General features: G+C 73.9%; 18 protein-coding genes, 1 tRNA gene and 1 pseudogene. 10 read left to right on the top strand and 10 right to left on the bottom strand.

The window, feature by feature from the left end:
* Window positions 1-77: 77 nt before the first annotated feature.
* The 3 genes from ACFVS0_RS21380 to ACFVS0_RS21390 all read right to left on the bottom strand — a co-directional run bounded on the left by ACFVS0_RS21380 (window position 78) and on the right by ACFVS0_RS21390 (window position 6,090).
* Window positions 78-3,875: a multifunctional oxoglutarate decarboxylase/oxoglutarate dehydrogenase thiamine pyrophosphate-binding subunit/dihydrolipoyllysine-residue succinyltransferase subunit gene (locus ACFVS0_RS21380; protein WP_430565138.1), complete on the bottom strand. Its 3,798-nt coding sequence runs from the start codon at window positions 3,873-3,875 to the stop codon at window positions 78-80.
* A 332-nt stretch (window positions 3,876-4,207) separates the two neighbouring features.
* The gene (locus tag ACFVS0_RS21385; RefSeq protein ID WP_430552498.1) at window positions 4,208-5,344 is read right to left on the bottom strand and encodes a sensor histidine kinase; all 1,137 of its coding nucleotides are present in this window, start codon (window positions 5,342-5,344) and stop codon (window positions 4,208-4,210) included.
* Window positions 5,344-6,090: a response regulator transcription factor gene (locus ACFVS0_RS21390; RefSeq protein ID WP_430552497.1), complete on the bottom strand. Its 747-nt coding sequence runs from the start codon at window positions 6,088-6,090 to the stop codon at window positions 5,344-5,346. Before ACFVS0_RS21390 ends, ACFVS0_RS21385 begins: the two co-directional genes overlap by 1 nt.
* A gap of 216 nt (window positions 6,091-6,306) precedes the next feature.
* Here ACFVS0_RS21390 and ACFVS0_RS21395 point away from each other — a divergent pair, with 216 nt between their 5' ends.
* The 3 genes from ACFVS0_RS21395 (at window position 6,307) to ACFVS0_RS21405 (ending at window position 9,802) form a co-directional block, all read left to right on the top strand.
* A complete protein-coding gene (locus tag ACFVS0_RS21395; RefSeq protein ID WP_430565137.1) occupies window positions 6,307-7,677 on the top strand; it encodes a hemolysin family protein in 1,371 nt (456 codons plus the stop codon).
* Window positions 7,674-8,711, top strand: coding sequence for a hemolysin family protein (locus tag ACFVS0_RS21400; RefSeq protein ID WP_430552495.1), 1,038 nt, complete (start codon window positions 7,674-7,676; stop codon window positions 8,709-8,711). Before ACFVS0_RS21395 ends, ACFVS0_RS21400 begins: the two co-directional genes overlap by 4 nt.
* 236 nt (window positions 8,712-8,947) lie before the next feature.
* Window positions 8,948-9,802 carry a M15 family metallopeptidase gene (locus ACFVS0_RS21405; RefSeq protein WP_430589076.1) on the top strand — a complete coding sequence of 285 codons (855 nt, stop codon included), beginning with the start codon at window positions 8,948-8,950 and terminating at the stop codon, window positions 9,800-9,802.
* 253 nt (window positions 9,803-10,055) lie between these two features.
* On the opposite strand, the gene ACFVS0_RS21410 is transcribed toward ACFVS0_RS21405, so the two are convergent.
* The 5 genes from ACFVS0_RS21410 to ACFVS0_RS21430 are packed head-to-tail and all read right to left on the bottom strand — an operon-like array spanning window position 10,056 to window position 15,171.
* Window positions 10,056-10,682 (bottom strand): CYTH domain-containing protein, encoded by a 627-nt coding sequence (locus tag ACFVS0_RS21410; protein ID WP_430552493.1) that lies wholly within the window; start codon window positions 10,680-10,682, stop codon window positions 10,056-10,058.
* Window positions 10,683-10,692: 10 nt separating this feature from the next.
* Complete coding sequence (locus ACFVS0_RS21415; protein WP_430589077.1) at window positions 10,693-11,529, bottom strand: class I SAM-dependent methyltransferase; 837 nt, start codon at window positions 11,527-11,529, stop codon at window positions 10,693-10,695.
* Window positions 11,526-12,683 (bottom strand): bifunctional 2-methylcitrate synthase/citrate synthase, encoded by a 1,158-nt coding sequence (locus ACFVS0_RS21420; RefSeq protein WP_430589078.1) that lies wholly within the window; start codon window positions 12,681-12,683, stop codon window positions 11,526-11,528. The genes ACFVS0_RS21415 and ACFVS0_RS21420 overlap by 4 nt, the downstream gene beginning before the upstream one ends.
* A 42-nt stretch (window positions 12,684-12,725) precedes the next feature.
* Window positions 12,726-13,637: a methylisocitrate lyase gene (gene prpB / locus ACFVS0_RS21425; RefSeq protein ID WP_430552490.1), complete on the bottom strand. Its 912-nt coding sequence runs from the start codon at window positions 13,635-13,637 to the stop codon at window positions 12,726-12,728.
* A 16-nt stretch (window positions 13,638-13,653) separates the two neighbouring features.
* Window positions 13,654-15,171: an MmgE/PrpD family protein gene (locus ACFVS0_RS21430; protein WP_430586576.1), complete on the bottom strand. Its 1,518-nt coding sequence runs from the start codon at window positions 15,169-15,171 to the stop codon at window positions 13,654-13,656.
* Between the two features lie 406 nt (window positions 15,172-15,577).
* Between ACFVS0_RS21430 and ACFVS0_RS21435 the strand changes: the two genes are divergently transcribed.
* Complete coding sequence (locus tag ACFVS0_RS21435; protein ID WP_430586577.1) at window positions 15,578-17,080, top strand: MFS transporter; 1,503 nt, start codon at window positions 15,578-15,580, stop codon at window positions 17,078-17,080.
* 137 nt (window positions 17,081-17,217) lie between these two features.
* On the opposite strand, the pseudogene ACFVS0_RS21440 reads toward ACFVS0_RS21435, so the two are convergent.
* Together ACFVS0_RS21440 and ACFVS0_RS21445 are read right to left on the bottom strand one after the other, a co-directional pair.
* Window positions 17,218-17,658: pseudogene (locus tag ACFVS0_RS21440) on the bottom strand (STM3941 family protein); the annotation flags it as partial.
* A gap of 179 nt (window positions 17,659-17,837) precedes the next feature.
* Window positions 17,838-17,910 (bottom strand) — tRNA-Arg (locus tag ACFVS0_RS21445).
* Between the two features lie 131 nt (window positions 17,911-18,041).
* Between ACFVS0_RS21445 and argS the strand changes: the two genes are divergently transcribed.
* The 6 genes from argS to ACFVS0_RS21475 all read left to right on the top strand — a co-directional run.
* A complete protein-coding gene (argS, locus tag ACFVS0_RS21450; protein ID WP_430589079.1) occupies window positions 18,042-19,709 on the top strand; it encodes an arginine--tRNA ligase in 1,668 nt (555 codons plus the stop codon).
* Window positions 19,706-21,091 carry a diaminopimelate decarboxylase gene (lysA, locus tag ACFVS0_RS21455; protein WP_430589080.1) on the top strand — a complete coding sequence of 462 codons (1,386 nt, stop codon included), beginning with the start codon at window positions 19,706-19,708 and terminating at the stop codon, window positions 21,089-21,091. Before argS ends, lysA begins: the two co-directional genes overlap by 4 nt.
* Before the next feature lie 140 nt (window positions 21,092-21,231).
* Window positions 21,232-22,590, top strand: coding sequence for a homoserine dehydrogenase (locus ACFVS0_RS21460; protein ID WP_430589082.1), 1,359 nt, complete (start codon window positions 21,232-21,234; stop codon window positions 22,588-22,590).
* Window positions 22,591-22,592: 2 nt separating this feature from the next.
* Complete coding sequence (gene thrC / locus ACFVS0_RS21465) at window positions 22,593-23,711, top strand: threonine synthase (protein WP_430589081.1); 1,119 nt, start codon at window positions 22,593-22,595, stop codon at window positions 23,709-23,711.
* Window positions 23,712-23,787: 76 nt separating this feature from the next.
* On the top strand, window positions 23,788-24,738 hold the full coding sequence (gene thrB / locus ACFVS0_RS21470; RefSeq protein ID WP_430552483.1) for a homoserine kinase: 951 nt from the start codon (window positions 23,788-23,790) through the stop codon (window positions 24,736-24,738).
* Window positions 24,739-25,093: 355 nt separating this feature from the next.
* The coding region (locus ACFVS0_RS21475; protein WP_430589083.1) for a Rho termination factor N-terminal domain-containing protein at window positions 25,094-25,164 on the top strand (71 nt) is incomplete at its 3' end.

A 25,164-nucleotide genomic window follows, 5' to 3' on the forward strand; every position in this document is an offset into this window, starting at 1 on the left:
AGTCCGAAGGGCGGGCCGCATCAGATGCGGCCCGCCCTTCGGACTACCTCGGCGAGATCAGTACTCCCTCGGCAGGGTCAGCGGTCGAAGGCCTGGGCGACCAGGACCTCCTGCTGCTCCTTGTGCCGCTTGGCCGTGCCGGCGGCGGTCGACGCCGACGCGGGGCGGGACGCGACGCGTACGCGCGGCATGTCGTCCGGCAGCGCCAGGTGCAGGAAGGACCAGGCGCCCTGGTTCTCCGGCTCGTCCTGGACCCACACGACGTCGGCGTTCGGGTACTGCGCCAGCTGCGCGCGGAGCTGCTCCTCCGGGAACGGGTAGAGCTGCTCCAGGCGGACGATGGCGGTCCGGGTGTCCTGGCGCTTGGTGCGCTCGGCGAGCAGGTCGTAGTACACGCGGCCGGTGCACAGCAGCACGCGGTCGACCTGCGCCGCGTCCACCGTCGGGTCCGGCAGCACCGGCTCGAAGGTGCCGGTGGTGAAGTCCTCGACGCTGGAGGCCGCCGCCTTGAGACGCAGCAGCTGCTTCGGCGTGAACACCACCAGCGGGCGGCGCGGGCGGGCGTACGCCTGCTGGCGCAGCAGGTGGAAGTACGACGCCGGGGTGGACGGCTGCGCCACCGTCATGTTGTTCTCGGCCGCGAGCTGCAGGAAGCGCTCGATGCGGGCGGACGAGTGGTCCGGCCCCTGGCCCTCGTAGCCGTGCGGCAGCAGCATGACCAGCGACGAGTGCTGGCCCCACTTCTGCTCGGCGGACGAGATGAACTCGTCGATGACCGTCTGCGCACCGTTGACGAAGTCGCCGAACTGCGCCTCCCAGAGCACGAGGGCGTCCGGGCGCTCGACCGAGTAGCCGTACTCGAACCCGAGGGCCGCGTACTCGCTGAGCGAGGAGTCGTACACCCAGAACTTCGCCTGGTCGCCCGACAGGTACAGCAGCGGGGTCCACTCGGCACCCGTGTTGCGGTCGTGCAGCACGGCGTGGCGCTGGACGAAGGTGCCGCGGCGGGAGTCCTGCCCGGCGAGGCGCACCGGGGTGCCCTCCATGAGCAGCGACCCGAACGCGGCGAGCTCGCCGAAGCCCCAGTCGATGCCGCCCTCCTTCGCCATGAGCTGCCGCTTCTGCAGCATCTGGGCGAGCTTCGGGTGCACCGTGAAGCCCTCGGGCGCGGACACCTGGACGGCGCCCACGCGCTCGAGCACGGCGTGCGGGACGGCCGTCTGCCAGCCGACCATGTCGCCGGCACCCTCGCGCTGCGCCTCCGGGCGCTCGAGGCCGAGGATCTCGTCCTCGCCGTCCGGCGTGCTGGCCTTGCCGGCCGACTTGGTCTCGGTGAAGACCCGCTCGAGCTGCGCCTGGTAGTCCTGCAGCGCCTGCTCGGCCTCCTCGACCGTGATGTCGCCGCGCGCCACGAGGTTCTTCGTGTACAGCTTGCGCACCGACTGCTTGGCCTCGATGAGGTTGTACATCAGCGGCTGCGTCATCGACGGGTCGTCGCCCTCGTTGTGGCCGCGGCGGCGGTAGCAGACCATGTCGATGATGACGTCGCGGTCGAACTGCTCGCGGTAGGCGAAGGCCAGCTCGGCCACGCGCACGCAGGCCTCGGGGTCGTCGCCGTTCACGTGGAAGACGGGGATCTGGTAGCCCTTGGCGACGTCGGTCGCGTACGTCGTGGAGCGCGACGACGACGGGCCGGTGGTGAAGCCCACCTGGTTGTTGATGATCACGTGGATCGTGCCGCCGGTGCGGTACCCGCGCAGCTGCGCGAGGTTGAGCACCTCGGGCACGACGCCCTGGCCCGCGAAGGCCGCGTCGCCGTGCAGCAGGATCGGCAGCACGGAGAAGCCGTCGCCGCCCAGGTCGATGCGGTCCTGCTTGGCGCGCACGATGCCCTCGAGCACCGGGTCGACCGCCTCGAGGTGGGACGGGTTCGCGGCCAGGTAGACCTTGGTCGTCGCGCCGGACTCGGCGGTGAACACGCCCTCGGTGCCGAGGTGGTACTTCACGTCGCCGGAGCCCTGCACGCTCTTCGGGTCGAGCTGGCCCTCGAACTCCTTGAAGATCTGGCCGTAGCTCTTGCCCGCGATGTTCGCCAGCACGTTGAGGCGGCCGCGGTGCGCCATGCCGATGCCGACCTCGTCGAGCCCGCCCTCGGCGGCGCGCGACAGGATCGCGTCGAGCAGCGGGATGACCGACTCGCCGCCCTCGAGCGAGAACCGCTTCTGGCCGACGTACTTGGTCTGCAGGAACGTCTCGAACGCCTCGGCGGAGTTCAGCTTGCGCAGGATGCGCAGCTGGTCCTCGCGCGGGGTGCGGGCGTAGCCCGACTCGAGCCGCTCCTGGAGCCACTTGCGCTGGGCCGGGTCGGCGATGTGCATGTACTCGACGCCGATCGTGCGGCAGTACGAGTCGCGCAGCAGGCCGAGGATGTCGCGCAGGGTGTCCTTGGTCTTGCCGCCGAAGCCGCCCGTCGGGAACGCGCGGTCCAGGTCCCACAGCGTCATGCCGTGGTTCTGGATGTCCAGGTCGGGGTGCTTGCGCTGGCGGTAGGCGAGGGGGTCGGTCTCCGCCATGAGGTGGCCGCGCGAGCGGTAGGAGTGGATGAGCTCCGCGATCCGGGCCGGCTTGGCGGCCTCGACGTCGGTGTCCACGGTGTTGTCGCGCACCCAGCGCACGGGCTCGTACGGCACGCGCAGGGCCGCGAACACGCGGTCGTAGAAGCCGTCCAGGCCGAGAAGCTTGCTCGCGAGCACCTTGAGGAACTCGCCGGACTGCGCGCCCTGGATGATGCGGTGGTCGTAGGTCGACGTGATCGTCATGACCTTCGAGATGCCCATGCGGGCGAGCTGCTCCTCGGACGCGCCCGCGAACTCCGCGGGGTAGTCCATGGCACCGACGCCGATGATCGTGCCCTGCCCGGACATGAGGCGCGGCACGGAGTGCACGGTGCCGATGCCGCCCGGGTTGGTCAGCGAGATCGTGGTGCCGGCGAAGTCGTCCATGCCGAGCTTGCCGCCGCGCGCCTTGCGCACGAGGTCCTCGTACGCGGCCCAGAAGCCGGCGAAGTCGAGCTCCTCGGCCTTCTTGACGCTGGGCACCAGCAGCTGGCGCGAACCGTCGGGCTTGGCGAGGTCGATCGCGAGGCCGAAGCCGACGTGGGCGGGCTGCACGACGTGCGGCTTGCCGTCGATGCTCTCGTAGTGCGCGTTCATCACCGGCATGTCGGACAGCGCCTCGACGAGCGCGAACCCGATGAGGTGGGTGAACGAGATCTTGCCGCCGCGACCGCGCGCGAGGTGGTTGTTGATGACGATGCGGTTGTCCACCATGAGCTTGGCGGGCACGGCGCGCACCGACGTCGCGGTCGGGACCTCGATCGAGGCCTCCATGTTGGTGACGACGCGGGCGGCGGGGCCGCGCAGCTTCTGCACGTCGTCGGTGGCCTCGTCCTCGGTGGCCTTCGGTGCGGACTTCGCGACCTCCGCATAGGGCGCGGTCGAGGGCTGGGCCTCGGCGACCGGGCGGACGGCGCTCACCTCGGGGTCCGCCGGCAGCGGGGCCGGCTTCGCGGCCTTGCGCTCGGCCTTCGCCGTCTCGGCGGCGGCGGTGCCCGACCGGCCGGCCGGGGCCGCGGGGGCCGGGGCCTGTGCCGGGGCGGCCTGCTGCGCCGGAGCCGCGGGCTGTGCCGGGGCCTGGGGCTGCGCCGGAGCCGCGGGCTGCGCCGGGGCCGCGTCCGCGGTGGCGCCGTTGGTCTCACCCGGCTCGTAGTCGGCGAAGAAGTCCCACCACGCGGGGTCCACCGCGTTCTTGTCCTTCAGGTACTGCTCGTAGAGCTCGTCGACGAGCCATTCGTTGGCTCCGAACGCGCTCGCCACGCTGATCGACTCTGACCCGTCCTTCGGGGACACCACGCGCGGATCGCCCACTTTCACACAGTTGCAACTCGTTCGACCGGAAATGCGCCCGACAGCGCCGGTGCGCAGGTCCCAGCCTACGTCCTCCGGGCCGTCCGACCGGGGAGGCCGAGTGGCGTCAGACGGCCGTTCCCGGGCTCGCGACGCGGCATCGTGACCGTCCGGTAATGCGGTGGGCAACGGCTCCTCGGGTCGACCCGATGACTCCGTGTTCCGACGTCATGTCCGCACCACGCGCGCCGTCCTGTGACGGACGAGTGTGACCAACGTCACCCGGAGGAGGCGGGGCGGGATCAGTCCGAGGGCTCGGTCGTGACGCCGGGGGCGGGGCGGGCCTGCGCGGGGAGCGTCACGCGCATCGTCGCGCCGCGGTCGGTGTCGGCGACCTCCACGTGCCCGCCGTGCAGGTCGACCGCCCAGCGGACGATGGCGAGGCCGATGCCGGTACCGCCGCTCGCCATGCCGGACGGCGGCGCGGCGTGGGGCCGTCCGGCAGCCGCCCCGCTCGCGAACCGCTCGAAGATGCGCCCGCGGTCCTCGGGCGCGATGCCGGGACCCTCGTCGCTCACCTCGAGGACGACGTCGTCGTCCACCGGGTAGGCGTCGAGCCGCACCGTGCCGCCGTGCGGCGAGTGCCGGATCGCGTTCTGCAGCAGGTTGGTGACCACCTGGCGCAGCCGCTCGACGTCGGCCTCCAGCGCGAGGTCCGGGGGCGTGACGTCGACGACGTAGCTGAGACCCTTCGCCGCGTCGACCATCGACATCGCCTGCGCGGACTCCTCGAGGAAGTCGCCCACCGAGAACTCGCTGAGCACCAGCGCGGACGCGCCGGCCTCCACGCGCGACAGGTCGAGCAGGTACGTGACCAGGCGGGTGAGGCGCTCCGTCTGCTCCAGCGACAGCTCGAGGGCCGACGGCGTGGGCTCGGTGACGCCGTCCACCATGTTCTCGAGCTGGGCCTGCAACGCCGCGACCGGGGTGCGCAGCTCGTGCGACACGTTCGCGATGAGCTCGCGCCGCACGCGGTCGGAGGCGTCGAGGTCGGCGGCCATGACGTTGAACGCCTCGGCGAGGTGACCCACCTCGTCGCGGCTCGTGGCGCGCACCCGGATCGAGTAGTCCCCGGCGGCCATCGCCTGCACGGCCGCCGTCATGTCCCGCAGCGGCGACGTCATGCCGCGCGCGAGGAGCTGCACGATGACCAGGGACAGGAAGATCGCCAGGGGCAGCGTGCGCGTGGGGCCCAGCTCGTTCTGCAGGCCGATCCACGTGATGAGGACGGCGAACGTCACCGTCGCCACGACCAGCACGCCGAGCTTGGTCTTGAGCGAGCGCAGGGGGTCCAGCGGTCGGACGTCGGGCAGCCGGTGGTGCTCCTTGCGCCGCGGCGCGGCCGGCCCGGCGTCGTCGGCGCCGGGGGCGGGGTCCATCAGGCCTCCGGCGGCTCGAACGCGTACCCGACGCCGTGCACGGTCCGGATGAGGTCCGGCCCGAGCTTGCGGCGCAGCGCCTTGATGTGGGAGTCGACGGTGCGGGTGCCGCTGGCGTCCGCCCAGTCCCACACCTCGGCGAGCAGGCGCTCGCGCGTCTGGACGGTCTTGGGCGAGCTGGCGAGCATGACCAGGAGCTCGAACTCGGTCGGCGTCAGGTGCACCTCGTCGCCGGCGCGGTGCACGCGGCGCTGGGCCCGGTCGATCGTGACGTCGCCCATGACCATGGGCGGGTCGGCCGGGGTCGTCACCGCGGCCTGCTGCGCGCGCTCCACGCGCCGCAGCAGGGCCTTGACGCGCGCCACCAGCTCGCGCATGGAGAACGGCTTGGTCATGTAGTCGTCGGCGCCGACGCCGAGGCCGACCAGCATGTCGGTCTCGTCGTCGCGCGCCGTGAGCATGAGGATCGGGATCGGGTTCTCCGCCTGGATGCGGCGGGTGACCTCGAGCCCGTCGATGCCGGGAAGCATGACGTCCAGCACGATGGCGTCCGGGTTCAGGCGGGAGGCGGCGTCGACGCCGGCGAGGCCGTCGCGCGCCACCTCGACCCGCCAGCCCTCGGCGGACAAGCGCTGGGCGATGGCGGCCGCGATCGCGGGCTCGTCCTCGACGACGAGCACGGTGGCGTTCTGCTGGCCCGACGTGCCCGAGGTGCCCGGGGTGCTCGGAGGGGTCGCGGTGGTCATGGTGCCATCTTGCACCGGCTCCCTGGGGGAGCGCTGAGTACACGCTGTCCGGGGCTCTCCCGCGCGGACGCCGACTCGCCCGCCGGCTCCGTCCCGATAGCATCGGAGCACGATGGACGAGAGCCGATATCGCGCGGGGTCGCCCGCGCCGTCCCGCCTGGCCACCCCGCCGCCCCGCCACCTCGCGGTGCCGCCCCGCACGACCGGGAGCCGCCCGTGCTAGGCGACGTCCTCATGATCGTGCTGGGCGTGGTGCTCACCGCGGGCACCGCCGTGTTCGTCGCCAGCGAGTTCTCCCTCGTCACCCTCGACCCGGCCGTGCTCGGGGCCGACGACGAGGAGGGCGACAGTCCGTCGCCCGGCCGCGACACCGCGCGCCCGTCGGACCGACGGGACCGCGCCGTGCGCGCCGGGCTCAAGCACCTGTCCACGGAGCTCAGCTCCGCCCAGGTCGGCATCACCATCACCACGATCCTGCTCGGCTACACCGCCCAACCGGCGCTGCTGTCCCTGTTCTCCGAGGCGTTCGCGGCCACGGCGCTCGGCCGCGGCGTCGCCGGCGTGCTCGCGGGGGTCCTCGCGCTCGTCGTGGTCAACGCGTTCTCGATGCTCTTCGGAGAGCTGATCCCGAAGAACTTCGCGCTCTCCGCCCCCCACGCGACGGCGCGGCTGGTCGTCCCCGTGCAGCGGGTGTTCACCATGCTGTTCCGGCCGCTCATCGCCGTGCTCAACGGCTCCGCCAACGCGCTGCTGCGCCGCGTCGGCGTCGAGCCCCGCGAGGAGCTGTCCGGCGCGCGGTCGTCCTCGGAGCTGCTGTCGCTCGTGCGGCGCTCGGCGCAGGAGGGCACGCTCGACCAGTCCGTCGCGACCCTGCTGGCCAACTCCCTCGAGCTCGACGAGCTCTCGGCGCGCGACGTCATGACCGACCGCATGCGGATGGCCGTCGTCGAGCGCGACACGACGGCCGCCGAGGTCGTGGCCCTCGCCCGGCGCACCGGCCACTCCCGGTTCCCGGTGATCGGCGAGGACCGGGACGACGTCGTCGGCCTCGTCCACCTGCGCCGCGCCGTCGGCGTGCCCCACGACCGGCGTGGCGAGGTGCCGGCCGCCGCCCTCATGGTCGACGCGCCCCGGGTGCCGGAGACGGTCCGGCTCGGCCCGCTGCTGGTCGAGCTGCGCGGCCTCGGCCTGCAGATGGCCGTGGTCGTCGACGAGTACGGGGGCACGTCGGGGATCGTCACGCTGGAGGACGTCGTCGAGGAGCTCGTGGGCGACGTCGCGGACGAGCACGACCCGCGCCGCGCCGGGGTGGTGCGCGGCGCCGACGGGTCGTGGGTCGTGCCCGGGGTGCTGCGCCCCGACGAGCTGGAGGAGCGCACCGGCCTGGTGGTGCCCGAGGGCCCGGCCTACGAGACGCTCGGCGGCCTGGTCATGGCGGAGCTGGGGAGGGTGCCCGAGGTGGGCGACGAGATCGAGACCGACGGCGTGCTGCTGCGCGTGGAGGCGATGGACGCGCGGCGCGTCGAGCGGCTGCGCGTGCTCGCCGTCGACCCGGCCGGGCACGAGCGCGGGGAGGCGGGCCGATGAGCACCGGGACCGCCCTGCTGGTCGGCGTGCTGCTGCTCGCCGGCAACGCGTTCTTCGTCGGCGCCGAGTTCGCCGTCATCTCCGCGCGCCGCAGCGCCATCGAGCCGCGGGCCGAGGCCGGCGACCGGCGCGCCCGCACTGCCCTGTGGGCGATGGAGCACGTCTCCCTCATGCTCGCGTGCGCGCAGCTCGGGGTCACCGTGTGCTCCACCGGCCTGGGCATCGTCGCCGAGCCCGCCCTCGCGCACCTGCTCGAGGTGCCGTTCGAGGCCCTGGGGGTCCCCGAGGCGCTGCTGCACCCCGTCTCGCTCGTCCTCGCGCTGGCGATCGTCGTGTACCTGCACGTGGTGCTCGGTGAGATGGTGCCCAAGAACCTCGCCGTCGCCGGCCCGGAGACGGCCGCCCTCTGGTTCGCGCCGCCGCTGGTGCTGCTCGGCCGCGCCGTGCGCCCGGTGATCGCGGCGCTCAACTGGGTCGCGAACCACGCCGTGCGGCTCGCGGGGGTCGAGCCGAAGGACGAGGTGGCCTCCGCGTTCACGGCGCAGGAGGTGCAGTCGATCGTCGAGCACTCGCAGGCCGAGGGCGTGCTCCGCGACGAGCAGGGCCTGCTCGCCGGGGCCATCGAGTTCTCCTCGCGCACCGCCGGCGACGTCATGGTGGCCGTGGACGAGCTGGTCACCGTCGACCCCCGCACCACGCCCGACGACGTCGAGCACCTCGTCGCACGCACCGGCTTCAGCCGGTTCCCCGTGCGGGGCGACGACGACGCCCTGCGCGGCTACCTGCACCTCAAGGACGTCCTGTACGCGTCGAACGGCGACCGGTTCGACCCGGTGCCGGCATGGCGCGTGCGCGCGCTCGCGTCCGTGCGGCCGGCCGACGAGGTGGAGGACGCGCTGCGCGCCATGCAGCGCTCCGGGGCGCACCTGGCCCGCGTCGAGGGGCCCGACGGCGTCCTCGGCGTCGTCTTTCTCGAGGACATCCTCGAGGAGCTCGTGGGCGAGGTGCGCGACGCCATGCAGCGTCGGCCGTGACGCCGTCCGCCCGCCGGGCATGAGCAGGGTGGACACCTTCCCACGGCACGGGGCCGCGGGACCGGCCCGACCGGCTGTGGACGGGGACTTGGCGGGGGAGCCCGACCCCGTTATGGTTCCGTGACGGATCGGTCGTACGGCGCGTGGCGGGCACGCGGTGGCGGGCGGTCCGTGTTCAGGTCCGGACTCCTCGGGCGGCCACGGTGGCCGCGCCGGGGCACGAGCGCGGAGGTGCCGTGGAGGCGACGTCGCAGGGTGACGCAGCCGCGCCGCGCTCCCGTCGCGAGATCCGGGAGGCCGAGCTCGCCCGGGCCGGCAAGAAGCCCCACAAGCGTGCTTCCACCGCACGCGGCGACCGCTCCGACGGACGGCACGCCGCCCCCGCCGGCCACGCCTGGGTCACCCGGCTGACCGTCCTCGGCTCGCTCGCCGCCGCGACCATCGCCGCCCCCCTCGTCACCGACGACCAGGCCCACGGCGGCACCCCGTTCGACCTCGACACCCAGCCCGCGGGCCCCTCCACGCTGGCGCTCCTCGAGCAGGGCGTCGACACCCCCCGCACCTCCCGGGGCATCGCCGCCGCACCGCGCGACGTGCGCGTCGAGGCGTCCGCCGCCAGCCGGACCGCCGAGCGCAGCCCCCTGCCCGGGTGCGACGCCGGGGCGTCCATCGACGGCGGCAACGGCAGCCTGGCCGACCACTCGCTCTGCGACATCTGGCAGCCCGGGGAGAAGCTGCGCGCCGACGCCGCCGTCGCGCTCAGCGCCCTCAACGAGGCGTTCCGCGTCCGTTTCGGCCGCGACCTGTGCCTCGTCGACAGCTACCGCTCCATCTCCTCCCAGTACGCCGTCAAGGCCAGCCGCGGCTACCTCGCCGCCACGCCCGGCACCTCCATGCACGGGTGGGGGCTCGCCATCGACCTGTGCGGCGACGAGTACCGCTCCAGCGAGGTCTACGGGTGGCTGTGGGAGAACGGGCCCGCCTACGGGTGGGAGAACCCGCCGTGGGCGCAGCGGGGTGGCATGGGGAACTACGAGCCCTGGCACTTCGAGTACAAGCCCGGCGTCGTGGAGATCACGACCTGGCACTGAGCCGCTGTTCTGTGCTCGTGTGCTCACCGCCGCGGGAGGTGCAGGATCCTTCGCGCGGTCGCGTTCACGCGTCCCAGGGGGCGCTCCACTTCGGGAGGGATACGACCGCGCGAAGGATCCTGCGCCTCCCGCTCTCCTGATCCCTCACGGCAGTCTCGAACCCGGGCTCGTCCAGTCCCGCTGGTCGAGCCCGTCGACACCCGGCCGTGGTCTCGACAGGCTCGACCGACGACGATCCGCGGGCCGTGCGGCGTCAGGTGGTGATCGTCGTGTTGCCGCCGAAGTCGTCGCGGAAGCGCGGGCCCTGGGCGGCGAGCTCCTGGGCGTACGCGGCGGACCAGCCGCGGAAGGGGTCGACGGCGAGGGACTCGTTGGAGAACCGGCGGTCGTCGGTGAGCTCGGTGACGCAGAAGTCGGGGATCTGGAGGTCCGTGACCGGGCCCGAGCGCTCGCACTCGGCGACGATGAGCGGCGCGTTGGCGCCGCCGAAGACGTCGATCGACCAGCCGTCGGCGCCCAGCCAGGCCGCGTAGCGCGTCTTGATGACCTGCGCGCCGCCGCGGCGCACCAGCTCCGCGCCGACGTTCGGCTCGAGCGGGCGCTCCGCCTCGTACCGGGTGCCGCCCACCGACGGGCCCTTGACCGTGACCGCGGCGAAGTCGACGCGCGAGCGGTAGAGCTCGAGGACGTCACGCGCGTCGCTGTCGGGGCCCAGCCGCGCCTCGACGCCCGTCGCCTGCACCCGCACGCGCAGCGCGTAGCCGCCGTCCGAGAGGAAGTAGGACTGGACGATCAGGGCGGGCGCGTCGCGCAGCGCGTCCGGCAGCTCGCGGACGAAGAACCGGCGCTCGAACTCGAAGTCGGAGTAGTCGGCGGACATGGCCACGAGCCTAGTGGGCCGCGGCGACGGTCCGGTCCCGCGGCCCGGCGGTGTCGGTCCAGGTGCGCCGCACGCGCAGCACGCCCGTGCGCATCGGCAGGGTGAACTCGCCCTGCGCCGTCTCGGTCCGGCCCGCGAGGTACGCGCGGATGCGCGCCGTCGTGGCCGCGCGCTCCGCCTCCGGCATGACGAGCACCCCGGCGCGGGTCGCGAGGGTCGCGACGAGGGAGTCGGCGGTGCGGCGCTGACCGTGCGGGAACTCCGCCCGCTCCGCCCGGGCCGACCACCCCTCCCCGGCGGGCGGGAGCAGGTCGGCGGTCGCGCGGCGCCAGGCGGTCGGTGTGTCCCGCGGCCCCACGGCCGCGCTCCCGCCCGCGTCGGCGAGCCCGGCGACCCAGGCGACGTCGTCGTCCAGAAGGTTCCAGAGCCCGGCCAGGACGCCGCCGGGGGCGAGCACGCGGGCGATCTCGGCCCCTGCGACCGCCAGGTCGAACCAGTGGAGGGCGTTGCCCGCGAGCACGGCGTCGACGGAGCCGTCGGGCAGCGGGATCGACTCGGCGCTGCCCGCCAGGGCGCGGACGCCCGGCCGCCCCCGCCGCAGCTCGGCCAGCATCGCCGGGTCCGGCTCGACGGCGACGACCTCCGCGCCCGGGACGACCGCCGGGTCGAGCAGGGCGGCGGTCAGCTTGCCCGTCCCCGCGCCGAGGTCGAGCACCCGCGGGCCCGGCGCCGCCCGCAGCGTCCAGCGCACCGCGGCCGCCGCGTAGTCCGGGCGGTGCTCGGCGTACGCGCCGGCCGCAGTCCCGAAGGACGACGCGGCGGACGGGGCGTCCCGGTCGCCGCTCACGGGGCCGCGGGGCCGGGGACCTCGCGCCGCGCCGGACCCACGTACGCGGACAGCGGGCGGATCAGGGCGTTGGCGGCCTGCTGCTCCATGATGTGCGCCGTCCAGCCGGTGACGCGGGCGGCGACGAACAGCGGCGTGAACGTGGCCGTCTCGAACCCCATGAGGTGGTAGGCCGGGCCCGACGGGTAGTCGAGGTTCGGGTAGATGCCCTTGCGGCGCACGAACTCGGACTCCAGCGCGTCGTAGAGGGCGGCCAGGTCGGGGCGGTCGTAGTGCTCGACGAGGGTGTCGAGGGCGGCCTTCATGGTCGGCACGCGCGAGTCACCGTGCTTGTAGACGCGGTGCCCGAAGCCCATGATCTTGCGCTTGGCGGCGAGCGCGTCGTCGAGCCAGGCCGCGGCCCGCTCGGCGGTGCCGATCTCGGCCAGCGTCTCCATGACCGCCTCGTTGGCGCCGCCGTGCAGCGGCCCCTTCAGCGCGGCGATCGCGCCCACGACGGCCGAGTGCAGGTCGCTGAGCGTGGACGTGATCACCCGTGCCGTGAACGTGGAGGCGTTGAACGAGTGCTCGGCGTACAGGATCATCGACCGGTTGAACGCGTCGACGACCACCGGCTCCGGCTCGACCTCGAACGTCGTCCACAGGAAGTTCGCGGAGAAGTCCAGGTCGTCGCGCGGGGCCACGGGCCCCAGCCCGCGGCGGCGGCGCTGCCCGTACGCGACGACGGCCGGCAGGGCCGCGAAGAGCCGCACGCTGCGCTCGAGGTTGACCTCGGCGTCGGCGGCCGCCTCCAGGGCGGTGAGGCCCGCGGCCTCGCGGGCGCCGATGACGCTCACCGCCGTGCGCACCTCGTCCATCGGGTGCGCGGTGACGGGCAGGAGGTCGATCGCGGCGCGCACGTCGTCGGCGAGCGGACGGTGCTCGCGCTCGGTCGCACGCAGGGTGGCGAGCTCGTCGTCGGTCGGCAGCTCGCCGTGCCACAGCAGCCACGCCACCGCCTCGAACGGGCAGGTCGCCGCCAGGTCCTGGACCGGGTAGCCGCGGTACAGCAGCGAGTTGGTCTCGGGGTCCACCTTGGAGACGGCCGTCACGTCGGCGACCACCCCCGCCAGCCCGCGTCGGACCTCCGGCTCGGGCCCGGTGTGCTCTGTCATCGATGCTCCTTCGCTGCGATGTCGGCGGAGACGGCGCGGCCGTCAGCCGTGCAGGTTGTCGTCCAGGCTGAAGTCGAAGACGTCCGTGTCGAACGTCGAGTAGGCGGCGTAGTCGAGCAGCTCGTAGAGCCGCGCGCGGGTCTGCATGTGCTCGACCTGCCCCGCGAGCGAGCCCTCCGCGCGCAGCGCGTCCAGGCCCCGCTCGGCCGCGCCCATCGCCAGGCGCAGCAGCGAGACGGGGTAGATGACGAGGGCCACGCCCGCGTCGGCGAGCTGCGTCGTCGTGAACAGCTCGGACTTGCCGAACTCCGTCATGTTGGCCAGCACGGGGACGTCGACGGCGCTCGCGACGGCCTCGAACTCCGCCAGGTCGCGCATGGCCTCGGGGAAGATCGCGTCCGCACCGGCGTCGACGAGGGCCTTCGCGCGGTCGACGGCGGTCGGGAGGCCTGCCACGGCGCGCACGTCGGTGCGGGCCATGACCAGCAGGTTCTCGTCGCGCCGCGCGGCGACCGCGGCGCGCACCCGCTGCAGCGCGGTCGGCTCGTCCACGACCTGCTTGCCGTCGAGGTGCCCGCACCGCTTGGGGTTCACCTGGTCCTCGACGTGCAGGCCCGCGACGCCCGCGTCCTCCAGCGTCTGCACGGTGCGGGCCATGTTCATCGCCTCGCCGAAGCCGGTGTCGGCGTCCACGAGGGTGGGCAGGTCGGTCATGCGGGCGATCTGCCCCGCGCGGGTCGCGACCTCGGTGAGCGTCGTCAGCCCGACGTCGGGCAGCCCCAGGTCGGCGGCCACGACCGCCCCCGAGACGTAGACGCCGTCGAAGCCCTTGTCCTGGATCAGTCGCGCCGCGAGCGGGTTGAACGCGCCGGGCAGCTGCAGGAGCTCCCCGGAGCGCAGCCGCTCGCGGAACGTGGCGCGCTTCGCGGCGGGGGTGGTGGTCGAGTAGAGCACGGTCGCCCTCCGGGTCTCAGAAGATGCCGCGCGCGACGGGGTGGGTCGCGAGCGGGTCGGCGAGCGGCGTGACGGTGAGGCCGGACAGCTCGTCGGCGGACAGCTCCGGCAGCCGCTGGGCGAGGTCGAGGAACCGCTCCGTCTCCTCGTCGGCCAGGACCCCGGCGGCCAGCGTGCGGAACTTCGCCACGTACTGCTCGCGGGCGAACGGGCGGGCGCCCAGCGGGTGCGCGTCGGCGACGGCGATCTCCTCGACGACCCGCGAGCCGTCCGCGAGCTCGATCTCCACGCGGCCGCCGAACGACTTCTCGTCCGGGTCGCTCGAGTGGTACCGGCGGGTCCACTCGGCGTCCTCGGCGGTGGTGACCTTGCGCCACAGCTCCACGGTGTCCGGGCGGGCGGCGCGCTCGGGGGCGTAGCTGCCGACGTGGTCCCAGGCGCCGTCCTGCAGCGCGACCGTGAAGATGTAGGGGATCGAGTGGTCCAGCGTCTCGCGGCTGGCCGTGGGGTCGTACTTCTGCGGGTCGCCCGAGCCGGAGCCGATGACGTAGTGCGTGTGGTGGCTCGTGTGCAGCACCACGGCGACGACGTTCGCCGGGTCGCGCAGCTCGGGCCGCTCGGTGCCGAGGCGGCGGGCGAGGTCGATCCACGCCTGCGCCTGGTACTCGGCGGAGTGCTCCTTGGTGTACGTGTCGAGGATGGCGCGCCGTGCCTCGCCCGCGGCGGGCAGCGGCACGGTGTACCGGGCGTCGGGCCCGTCGAGCAGCCAGGCGATCACGCCGTCCTCGCCCTCGTAGATCGGGCTGGGGGAGGTCTGCCCGCGCATCGCACGGTCGGCGGCCTCCACCGCCATCTTGCCCGCGAACGCGGGGGCGTGGGCCTTCCACGTGGAGATCTCGCCCTTGCGCGACTGCCGCGTCGCCGTCGTCGTGTGCAGGGCCTGGCCGACCGCCTGGTAGATGGTCTCCGCGGGCAGGCCGAGCAGCGTGCCGATGCCCGCCGCCGCCGACGGGCCGAGGTGGGCGACGTGGTCGATCTTGTGCGCGTGCAGGCTGATGCCCTTGACGAGGTCCACCTGGATCTCGTAGCCCGTGACGATCCCGCGCAGGAGCTCCGCGCCGCTGCGGCCCAGGTGCTGCGCGACGGCGAGCACGGGCGGGATGTTGTCGCCGGGGTGCGAGTACTCGGCCGCGAGGAACGTGTCGTGGTAGTCCAGCTCGCGCACGGCGACGCCGTTCGCCCAGGCCGCCCACTCGGGGCTGGTGCGCTCGGGGGAGCCGAAGACCGTCGACCCCGCGCCGCCGCGGGAGACCGGGTGCGCCTCCGCCTGCGTGCGGGCCGCGAGGATCGGGCCGCGGCCCAGCGACGCCGTCGCCACCGCGGCGTTGTCGATGACGCGGTTGATCACCATGTCGGTGACCTCCGGCGTCGGGTCGAGCTGCTCGGCCGCGACCTCCGCGATCTTCCACGCGAGCTGCCCCTCGCGGGGCAGCGGCTCGTCGGAACGGTAGACGCGGACCTCGTGGTCGATCATGCGGGGGAGTCCTCCCTGTGCAGGCCTCAGCAGACATCGTGTGCGGGCGTCGTCGCCGCCCGTGTCCGGGCCGCTCCGAGAACGTAACGCCCGGTGAACGCTGGGTCCAGCGTGTGCGGCCGCCGGACCGCACCGGGACGGCGGTGCGAGGGCCCGTGACGACGCCTGTGGTGGGCTTCACGAATGACTCGTCAAGGAACGGTGTCGCCGCAGGTGACGGCGTCGCGCAGGGGTCGGTCCTCGGCTCGTGGTTGCCCTGACGAACTTGATTCTCGGTCAAGGATCGGTAACGTGGCCGCCCATGTTCGGGCTCGGCGTCCGCTCTCGCAGCGGACGCCGGCTCCCTGTCACGGGCCGGGCCGCTGCGTCACACCGCGTGCACGCCGCGCCGGCCACGGAAGGAAACATGACCGCCGTACTGCCTCAGGAACCGACCGGCACCACCCCTGCGAACGCCCCGGCCGCCCGGGCCGCGCGCCGCAGGCTCCGCGTCTCCGACGTCACCGTCGTGGACAACTCCATGCTCAAGAAGACGATCGGCGGCACCGCCGTCGGCAACCTCATGGAGTGGTACGACGTCGGCGTCTACGGCTACCTGGCCGTGACGATGGGTGCCGTGTTCCTGCCGCAGGCGTCGTCCGGCGTGCAGATCCTCTTCTCCCTCGGCGTGTTCGCCGCCACCTACGTGGCGCGTCCGCTGGGCGGCATCGTCTGCGGCCGCATCGGCGACAAGGTCGGCCGCCAGAAGGTGCTCGCCTTCACGCTCGTGATGATGGCCGCCTCGACGTTCCTCATCGGGCTGCTGCCGACGTACGGCGTCCTCGGCGTCGCGGCGCCGCTGCTGCTCGTGCTCCTCAAGCTGCTGCAGGGCTTCTCCACCGGCGGCGAGTACGCCGGCGTCACGACCTTCGTCGCCGAGCACGCCCCCGACCGCCGCCGCGGCTGGGCGGCCTCGTTCCTCGACTTCGGCAGCTACCTGGGCTTCGCGCTCGGCGCCGTCGTCGTGACGGTGCTGCAGGTGACGCTCGGCGAGCAGGCCATGCTCGACGGCGGGTGGCGCATCCCGTTCCTGGTCGCCGGGCCGATCGGCGCGTTCGCCGTGTGGTTCCGCCTGAAGATCGAGGAGTCCCCGGCCTTCCAGGCGCAGCAGGTCGCGGCCGAGGCCGCGAAGACTCACGGCGCCGAGGTCCCCGCGCCCACCGACGTCACGCTGCGCTCGCAGTGGCGCCCGCTCGCCGTCGCGATGGTCCTCGTGGCCGTCGCCAACACCGCCGGCTACGCCCTGACGAGCTACATGCCGACCTATCTCACCGACACGCTCGGCTACGAGCCGACGGCGGGCACCCTGCTCACCGTGCCCGTGCTGGTGCTGCTCGCGGTGATGATCCTCGTGGCGGGCCCGGTCAGCGACCGTGTCGGTCGTCGTCCGCTGCTGTGGTTCGGCGCGGGCTCGCTCGCGGTGCTCGCGGTGCCGGCCTTCCTGTTCCTGGCGATGGGCCACGTGTGGTCGACGCTGCTCGGCCTGTGCCTCATGGCCGTGCCGGTGGCGTGCATGGTCGGCGTGCAGGCGGCGACGCTGCCCGCGATGTTCCCCACGGCCGTGCGCTACCGCTCGATGGGCCTGGCGTACAACGTCGCCCTGGCGATCTTCGGCGGCACGACGCCGCTCATCGTCGAGTCGCTGACGCAGGCCACCGGGTCGAGCATGGCGCCGGCCTACTACCTCATGGGCTTCGCGCTGATCGGCGCGATCGCCGTCGGCTTCGTCAAGGAGAGCGCGGGCAAGCCGCTGCCGGGCTCCATGCCGTCGGTCGACACCGACGCCGAGGCCAAGGCGCTCGTCAAGACGCAGGAGAAGAACCCGGACCTCGACCTCGACGCGATGCCGGGTCTGGCCCCCGCGCACTGATCGCGGCTCGAAACCGTCGTCGACGTAGTACCCGGTGCCACTTCCGGGTCAGGAAGCAGCAGCGGGTACTCCGTCGACGACGATGTGCCGCGATAGAAGCCGGGGCGCAGGTGCCCCAGCCGCTCGAAGGCCTCGAGGAGGTCGTCCTCGCGCCGCCCCACGGCGGTGAGCGGGATGCACACGGGCGAGCCGAGCAGCCTGGTGTTCGCACGCGCGGCCTGCCGCCCCGCTGTCGAGGGCTGTCGCTCTGCCACGGCGACGGGGTCGACCACCTCGACGACGAGTGTTCGTGCCGGGTAGTCCACGATGCGCATGCCGACCGTCTCGTCCCATGCGACCCACCCCACGCCGGACAAGGACGCCCGGTCGACGAACCCGGCGGCGTCGAGCGCGAGCGCGGTTCGGTCGCGCTGCAGCAACCGGCGCGCATGGAATGCTCCGGCGGCCCCGCCGAAGAGCGCGACGACCATGCCGACGACGCCCAGGGCGAGGGGCGAGGGTCCCGGGCGGCCGGTGAGCTCGATGTCGCCCAGCCGCAGCGGCACGCCCGAGAGGTCGTACCAGCCGATCAGGACCATCACCGCCGACACGGCGATGAACCCGGCGGCGGCCAGCAGCGCGACCGCCGAGGTGTGGCGGGAGAGAGCGAAGACCTCGGTCGGCTCCGCGGATCCGTGACTCACGGCGGGAGTGTACTGATGGGCAGCGGAAGACGACGAGGGCGGGCCCGCCACCGCGGACCCGCCCTCGTTCTCGGTGCGCCTGAAGGGATTCGAACCCCCGACCTTCTGCTCCGGAGGCAGACGCTCTATCCACTGAGCTACAGGCGCGGGCGCCGGACGGAAAACCGCTCGGCACGGTGCACGAGACTACCAGCACCTGGGCGTCGGCCGGCACATCGTCGCCGATCCCGCCATCCCGGCGAGAGCCGGGCGGCCCGCCGCCTTTGTAGAATCGCCCGGTGACCCCCGACGAGCTCTCCGGAGCACTCAGCGCTGCCCTCGCCTCGGCCGTGGCCGACGGCACCCTCGCCCTGCCTGCCGACGCCGTCCCCGCGTCGGTGCACGTGGAGCGACCCCGGCAGCGCGAGCACGGGGACTGGGCCACCAACGTGGCGCTGCAGCTCGCGAAGAAGGCGGGCACGACGCCGCGTGCGCTCGCGGAGGACCTGGCGGCCCGCCTCGCGGCGACGCCGGGGATCAAGGCGGCCGACGTCGCCGGGCCGGGCTTCCTCAACATCACGCTCGAGGCCGGCGCCGCGGGCGAGCTGGCGCGCACGATCGTCACCGCCGGAGACGCGTACGGCCGCACGGACGCCCTCGCGGGCCAGGTCCACAACCTCGAGTTCATCTCGGCCAACCCGACGGGCCCGCTGCACATCGGTCACACCCGCTGGGCGGCGCTCGGCGACGCGCTCGCGCGGATCATGCGCGCGGCCGGTGCCGACGTGACGGCCGAGTACTACATCAACGACGCGGGCGCGCAGATGGACAAGTTCGCCGCGTCGATCATCGCCCGCGCGAAGGGCGAGGACGTGCCCGAGGGTGGCTACCCCGGCGAGTACGTCGCCGAGCGTGCCGCCGAGGTGCTCGAGCAGGAGCCCGACCTCCTGTCGCTCCCGGCGGACGAGGCCCTCACGACCGCCCGCGAGCTCGGCTACCAGGCCCAGCTCGAGGCGATCCGCCGCACCCTCGACGCGTTCGGCGTGCACTTCGACGTCTGGTTCTCCGAGCGCACGCTGCACGACTCGGGCGCGGTGGAGCAGGCGGTCGCCCGCCTGCGCGAGCAGGGGCACGTCTTCGACGTCGACGGTGCGGTGTGGCTGCGCACCACGGACTTCGCCGACGACAAGGACCGCGTGATGATCCGCGCGAACGGCGAGCCCACCTACTTCGCCGCCGACGCCGCGTACTACCTGTCCAAGAAGGACCGGGGGTTCCCGGGCAAGATCTACCTGCTCGGCGCCGACCACCACGGGTACATCAACCGCCTCAAGGCCATCGCCGCGTGCGCGGGCGACGACCCGGAGGCGAACATCGAGGTGCTCATCGGCCAGCTCGTCAACATCGGCGGCGAGCGGATGGGCAAGCGCCGCGGCAACGCGCTGTACATGGACGACCTCATCGAGTGGCTGGGCTCGGACCCGCTGCGCTACTCGCTCGCCCGGTACCCGGCGGACTCGCCGCTGTCCCTGTCGGGCGAGGAGATGCTCAAGCAGAGCAACGACAACCCCGTCTACTACGTGCAGTACGCGCACTCGCGCACCTGCGCCGTCGACCGGAACGCGACCGACCGCGCCGTCGCGCGCGTGGCCCCCGACGGCTCCGACGCCTTCGACCCCGCGCTGCTCACGCACGAGACCGAGGCGGCGCTGGTCGGCGCCCTCACCGAGTTCCCGCGGATCGTCACCCAGGCGGCCGAGCTGCGCGAGCCGCACCGCGTCGCGCGCTACCTCGAGTCCCTCGCCGCGGACTACCACAAGTGGTACCAGGAGTGCCGCGTGACGCCGTACCCGGACGAGGAGGTCACGGACACGCACCGCACGCGCCTGTGGCTGAACGACGCGGTGCGCCAGGTGCTGGCCAACGGGCTCGACCTGCTCGGCGTCTCCGCCCCGGAGCGGATGTGACCGGCGCCCAGGTCGAGGAGGGCGTGCTCGGGGTCCCCTGGTCGTCGGGCGTGCGCCGGCGCGACGACGGCGTCGTCGAGGTGGGCGGGCTCGCCGTGGACGCGCTCGCGGCCCAGCACGGCACCCCCACCTACGTGCTCGACGAGGCCGACTTCCGGGCCCGCGCCCGCGGCTACCGCACGGCGTTCGCGACGGCGTTCGCCGAGGTGGGCACCGGCGTCGACGTGTACTACGCGGGCAAGGCCCTGCTCACGGTGGCCGTGGCGCGCTGGGCCCGCGAGGAGGGACTGCGCGTCGACACGGCGTCCGGCGGGGAGCTCGCCGTCGCCCTGCGCGCCGGCGTCCCCGGCGCTGAGATCGGCCTGCACGGCAACAACAAGTCCGACGCCGAGATCCTCGCGGCCCTCGACGCCGGGGTGGGCCGCATCATCGTCGACTCCCTCGTCGAGATCGACCGGGTCGCGGCGCTCGCGGCCTCCCGCGGGCTCGTGGCGCCCGTCATGGTGCGCGTCACGACCGGCGTGCACGCCGGCGGGCACGAATACATCTCCACCGCGCACGAGGACCAGAAGTTCGGTCTCTCGGTGAACCCCGGCGCGCTGGACGAGGGCGGCGACCCGCCGGCGATGCAGGCGCTGCTCGCCGTGGCCCGGCGCCCGGAGCTGCACCTGCTGGGCATCCACTCGCACATCGGCTCGCAGATCCTCGACCCGGCGGGCTTCGAGGCGGCGGCGCGCGTCGTGCTGCGGCTGCGCGCCGAGCTCGCGGAGCGCACGGGCGTGCTGGTCGACGAGGTGGACCTCGGCGGCGGCTACGGCATCGCGTACCTGCCGGGGGAGGTGCCGCTCGACCCGGACCGCATCGCCAAGGACGTCGCGAGCGCGGTCGCCGCGGTCTGCGCCGAGCTGGGCACCCCGCTGCCGCGCCTCTCCATCGAGCCGGGGCGCGCGATCGTCGGCCCGGCGGGCCTGACGCTCTACACCGTCGGCACGGTCAAGCCGGTCGCGCTCGACGACGGCCGCGTGCGCACCTACGTCTCGGTCGACGGCGGCATGAGCGACAACATCCGCCCCGCCCTGTACGAGGCGCAGTACCACGCGGAGCTCGTCGGCCGGACCTCGACGGCGGAGCCTGTGCTCGCGCGCGTCGTGGGCAAGCACTGCGAGAGCGGCGACATCGTCGTGCACGAGGTGCGGCTGCCCGGCGACGTGCGCGCGGGGGACCTGCTCGCCGTCGCCGCGACCGGCGCGTACGGGCGCTCGATGGCGTCGAACTACAACCTGCTGACCCGTCCGCCCGTGGTCGCCGTGTCAGGCGGCGCGTCGCGCGTGCTGGTGCGGCGCGAGACGGTCGACGACCTGCTCGCGCTCGACCAGGGCTGACGCCCGACGCCGCGTCGTCGGCCCGTCGTCGCCGCCCGTGGACGGCGGCCCGACGGCCGGCGCGCCGCGGCTATCCTGACCCCGTCCCGGCATCCCGTTCCGAAGGTTCTCCCGTGCCTGCAGCCCCCTCGTCCGGGCCCCTGACTGGGGCCGAACCCGCGGCCCGTCCCCGCCAGGCGGCCGACCCGACCCCCACGGTGCTGCGCGTCGCGCTCCTCGGGTGCGGCGTCGTCGGCTCCCAGGTCGCGCGGACGCTGATCGAGCACGCCGACGACCTCGCCGCCCGCGCGGGCACGCGCCTGGAGCTGGTGGGTATCGCCGTGCGTGACGCGAGCCGCCCGCGCGACGGCGTCGGCACCGTCGTGCCGGCCGAGCTGCTCACCGAGGACGCGGGCGCGCTCGTCGACCGCGCCGACCTCGTCATCGAGCTCATGGGCGGCATCGAGCCGGCAACGGGCCTCATCCACCGCGCGATCGCGGGCGGCGCGAGCGTCGTCACGGCGAACAAGGCGCTCCTCGCCGCGCACGGCCCGGAGCTGTTCGAGGCCGCGGACGCGGCGGGCGTCGACCTGTCGTTCGAGGCCGCGGTGGCGGGTGCGATCCCGATCGTCCGCCCGGTGCGCGAGTCGCTCGCCGGCGACCAGGTGCGCCGCGTGCTCGGCATCGTCAACGGCACCACCAACTACGTCCTCGACCAGATGACGACGCACGGGCTGGACCTCGAGGAGGCGCTCAAGGAGGCGCAGACCCTCGGGTACGCCGAGGCCGACCCCACGGCCGACGTCGAGGGGCACGACGCCGCGGCGAAGGCCGCGATCCTCGCGTCGCTCGCGTTCCACACGCGCGTCTCGCTGGCGCAGGTCGCGTGCGAGGGCATCACGGGCGTGACGGCGGCCGACGTCGCCGCCGCGCAGCAGACCGGGCACGTCGTGAAGCTGCTGGCGATCGCGGAGCAGACCGCCGAGGGCGTGTCGGTGCGCGTGCACCCCGCGCTGGTGCCGTCCGCGCACCCGCTCGCCGCGGTGCGCGGGGCGTTCAACGCCGTCTTCGTCGAGGCCGACGACGCCGGCCCGCTGATGTTCTACGGGCAGGGCGCGGGCGGGCGCCCGACGTCGTCCGCCGTGCTCGGCGACCTCGTGTCGGCCGCGCGCGACCGGATGGTCGGCGGGCGCGGGCCGCGCGAGTCCGCGTACGCGTCGCTGCCGGTGCTGCCGCACGACGCCGCGGTCACGCGCTACCAGGTCCGGCTCGTCGTGGCCGACCGCCCGGGCGTGCTCGCCCAGGTGGCGCAGGTGCTCGCCGACCACGGCGTGTCGATCGACACGGTCCGCCAGGCGCCCGACGAGCCCTACGCCGTCGACGTCGCCGAGGGCACCGCCGCGCTGCTGCTCACCACGCACTCCGCCCGCGAGGCGTCGCTCGCCGCGACGGTCGCGGCCGTGCGCGGCCTCGAGCCGGTGCACGAGATCACGTCCGTCCTGCGAGTCGAGGGAGCCTGACCATGCCGGTCGACCAGCCGAAGACCCAGCCTGCCCACCAGTGGCGCGGTGTCATCACCGAGTACACCGACCGGCTGCCCGCCCACGTGGCGGAGCGGATCGTCACGCTCGGCGAGGGCGGCACCCCGCTCGTGGCCGCCCCGGCGCTGTCGGACCGTACCGGCGCCGACGTGTACGTCAAGGTCGAGGGCATGAACCCGACCGGGTCGTTCAAGGACCGCGGCATGACGACGGCGATCTCCGCGGCCGCCGGCCGCGGCGCGAAGGCCGTCGTGTGCGCGTCGACGGGCAACACGTCCGCCTCGGCGGCGGCGTACGCCACCCGGGCGGGCATGACCTGCGCCGTGCTCGTGCCGGACGGCAAGATCGCGATGGGCAAGCTCAGCCAGGCGATCGCGCACGGCGCCCGCCTGCTCCAGGTGGACGGCAACTTCGACGACTGCCTCGTCGCGGCGCGCAAGCTCGCCGAGGTGTACCCGGTCGAGCTGGTGAACTCCGTCAACCCGGACCGCATCGAGGGACAGAAGACGGCCGCGTTCGAGGTCGTCGACGCCCTCGGCGACGCGCCGGACATCCACTGCCTCCCGGTCGGCAACGCGGGCAACATCACCGCGTACTGGAAGGGCTACCGCGAGTACGCGGGCCTGGACGACGGCGCCGCGCACGGCGCGGTCGCGACCCGCACGCCGCAGATGTGGGGCTTCCAGGCGGCCGGCGCCGCGCCGATCGTCCTGGGCCACCCCGTCGACCAGCCGGAGACGATCGCCACCGCGATCCGCATCGGCAACCCGGCGTCGTGGGAGCAGGCGGAGGCCGCCCGCGACACGTCCGGCGGCGTCATCGAGTCGGTCACCGACGAGCAGATCCTCGCCGCGCACCGCGTGCTGTCCGCCGAGGTCGGCGTGTTCGTCGAGCCGGCGTCCGCCTCGGGCGTCGCGGGCCTGCTCGCGCGGGCCGAGCGCGGGCTGGTCCCCGCCGGGGCGCGCATCGTCGTGACCGTCACCGGTCACGGCCTCAAGGACCCGCAGTGGGCGCTGCGCACGCCGGACGGCGGCGAGGTGGCCCCGACCCGCGTGGGCGCCGACGTCGTGTCCATCGCCGACGCGCTCGGCCTGGGCTGACACCCGCCCGACACCGTTCCGCCCGACAACGCTCTGCCCGACACCGTTTCGACCGAGCCCCGAGAGGGAGACGCGCATGCAGCTCGGCGCCGACCACGTGCTGGTCCGTGTTCCCGCGACCAGCGCCAACCTGGGCCCGGGGTTCGACGCGATGGGCCTGGCCCTCGCGCTGTACGACGACCTGGAGGTCGAGCTCCTCGCGACCGACGACGTCGTCGTCGAGATCGAGGGGCAGGGGGCGGGGGAGGTGCCGCTCGGCGAGGACCACCTCGTCGTGCGCGCCCTGCGGCACACGCTCGAGCTCGCCGGCGCGCCCCGTACCGGCCTCCGGCTGCGGTGCGTCAACCGGATCCCGCACGCGCGGGGCCTCGGGTCCTCGTCGGCGGCCGTCGTGTCCGGCATCGTCGCGGCGCGGGCGCTCCTGGCCGACCCCCACGTCCTGGACGCGGCCGCGGTGCTGCGGATCGCGACCGAGTTCGAGGGGCACCCCGACAACGCGGCGCCCGCGATCCGGGGCGGCGCGACGCTGGCGTGGCGGTCGGGCGACGGACCCCGCGCCGTGGACCTCGACGTGGACGAGCGCATCGAGGCCACCGTGCTGGTCCCCGACGCCCGCCTGGCGACGAGCCGCGCCCGGGGCGTGCTCCCGGCCGAGGTGCCGCACGGCGACGCGGCGTTCACCGCCGGGCGCGCGGGGCTGCTGGTCGAGGCCCTGGCCCGGCGCCCGGAGCTGCTGCTCGACGCCACCGAGGACCGGCTGCACCAGGACTACCGCGCGAGCGTGATGGCGGGCTCCGCCGAGCTGTTGCGCGCCCTGCGCGCCGAGGGGCTCGCGGCCACGATCTCGGGCGCCGGTCCCACGGTCCTCGTCCTCACCGCGGGCGACGGCACGGGTCGGCTCGACGCCGTGCTGGCCGACCTCGTCGACGACGTGGCGGGCTGGCGTGCGGTGCGGCCGGGCGTGGACCACGACGGCGCGGTGGCGCGCCGCGTGACGGGCGGCGGGTCGGCCTGGGGCGGTGTGTGAGGTGATATGATGCGGTGAGCCTTCGGGATCGACCGCGAGGGCAATCCCTCTCCACCGCACGGCCCCTCTCGACCGCGCCGCGCGTCCGCGTGCCCGGTCAGAGCCAGGTGCGTGGTGGTCGTGATGCGGTGCAGGATCCGCCGCGACAGTCCCGCGAGAGGGTGAAACACCAACCCCGCCAGCCGACGTCGTCGTACCACTGATGCGAGGTTCCACGCGTCTCGGCGCTCCCCGCGCCGGACGGCAACCACCCCGGCCCCGAGATCTGCGGGCCGCATACGAGGGGGAAGGGTCCTTCGTGACGAACACCACCGACAGCCGGAACGGCACCGCCGCATCCGGGAACCTGAGCTCGATGCGTCTGGCCGAGCTCCAGGCGCTGGCCTCCGGCATGGGCGTCAAGGGCACGTCCCGGATGCGCAAGAG

Source organism: Isoptericola sp. NPDC058082 (genome assembly GCF_042885055.1).
Taxonomy (GTDB): Bacteria; Actinomycetota; Actinomycetes; order Actinomycetales; family Cellulomonadaceae; genus Isoptericola.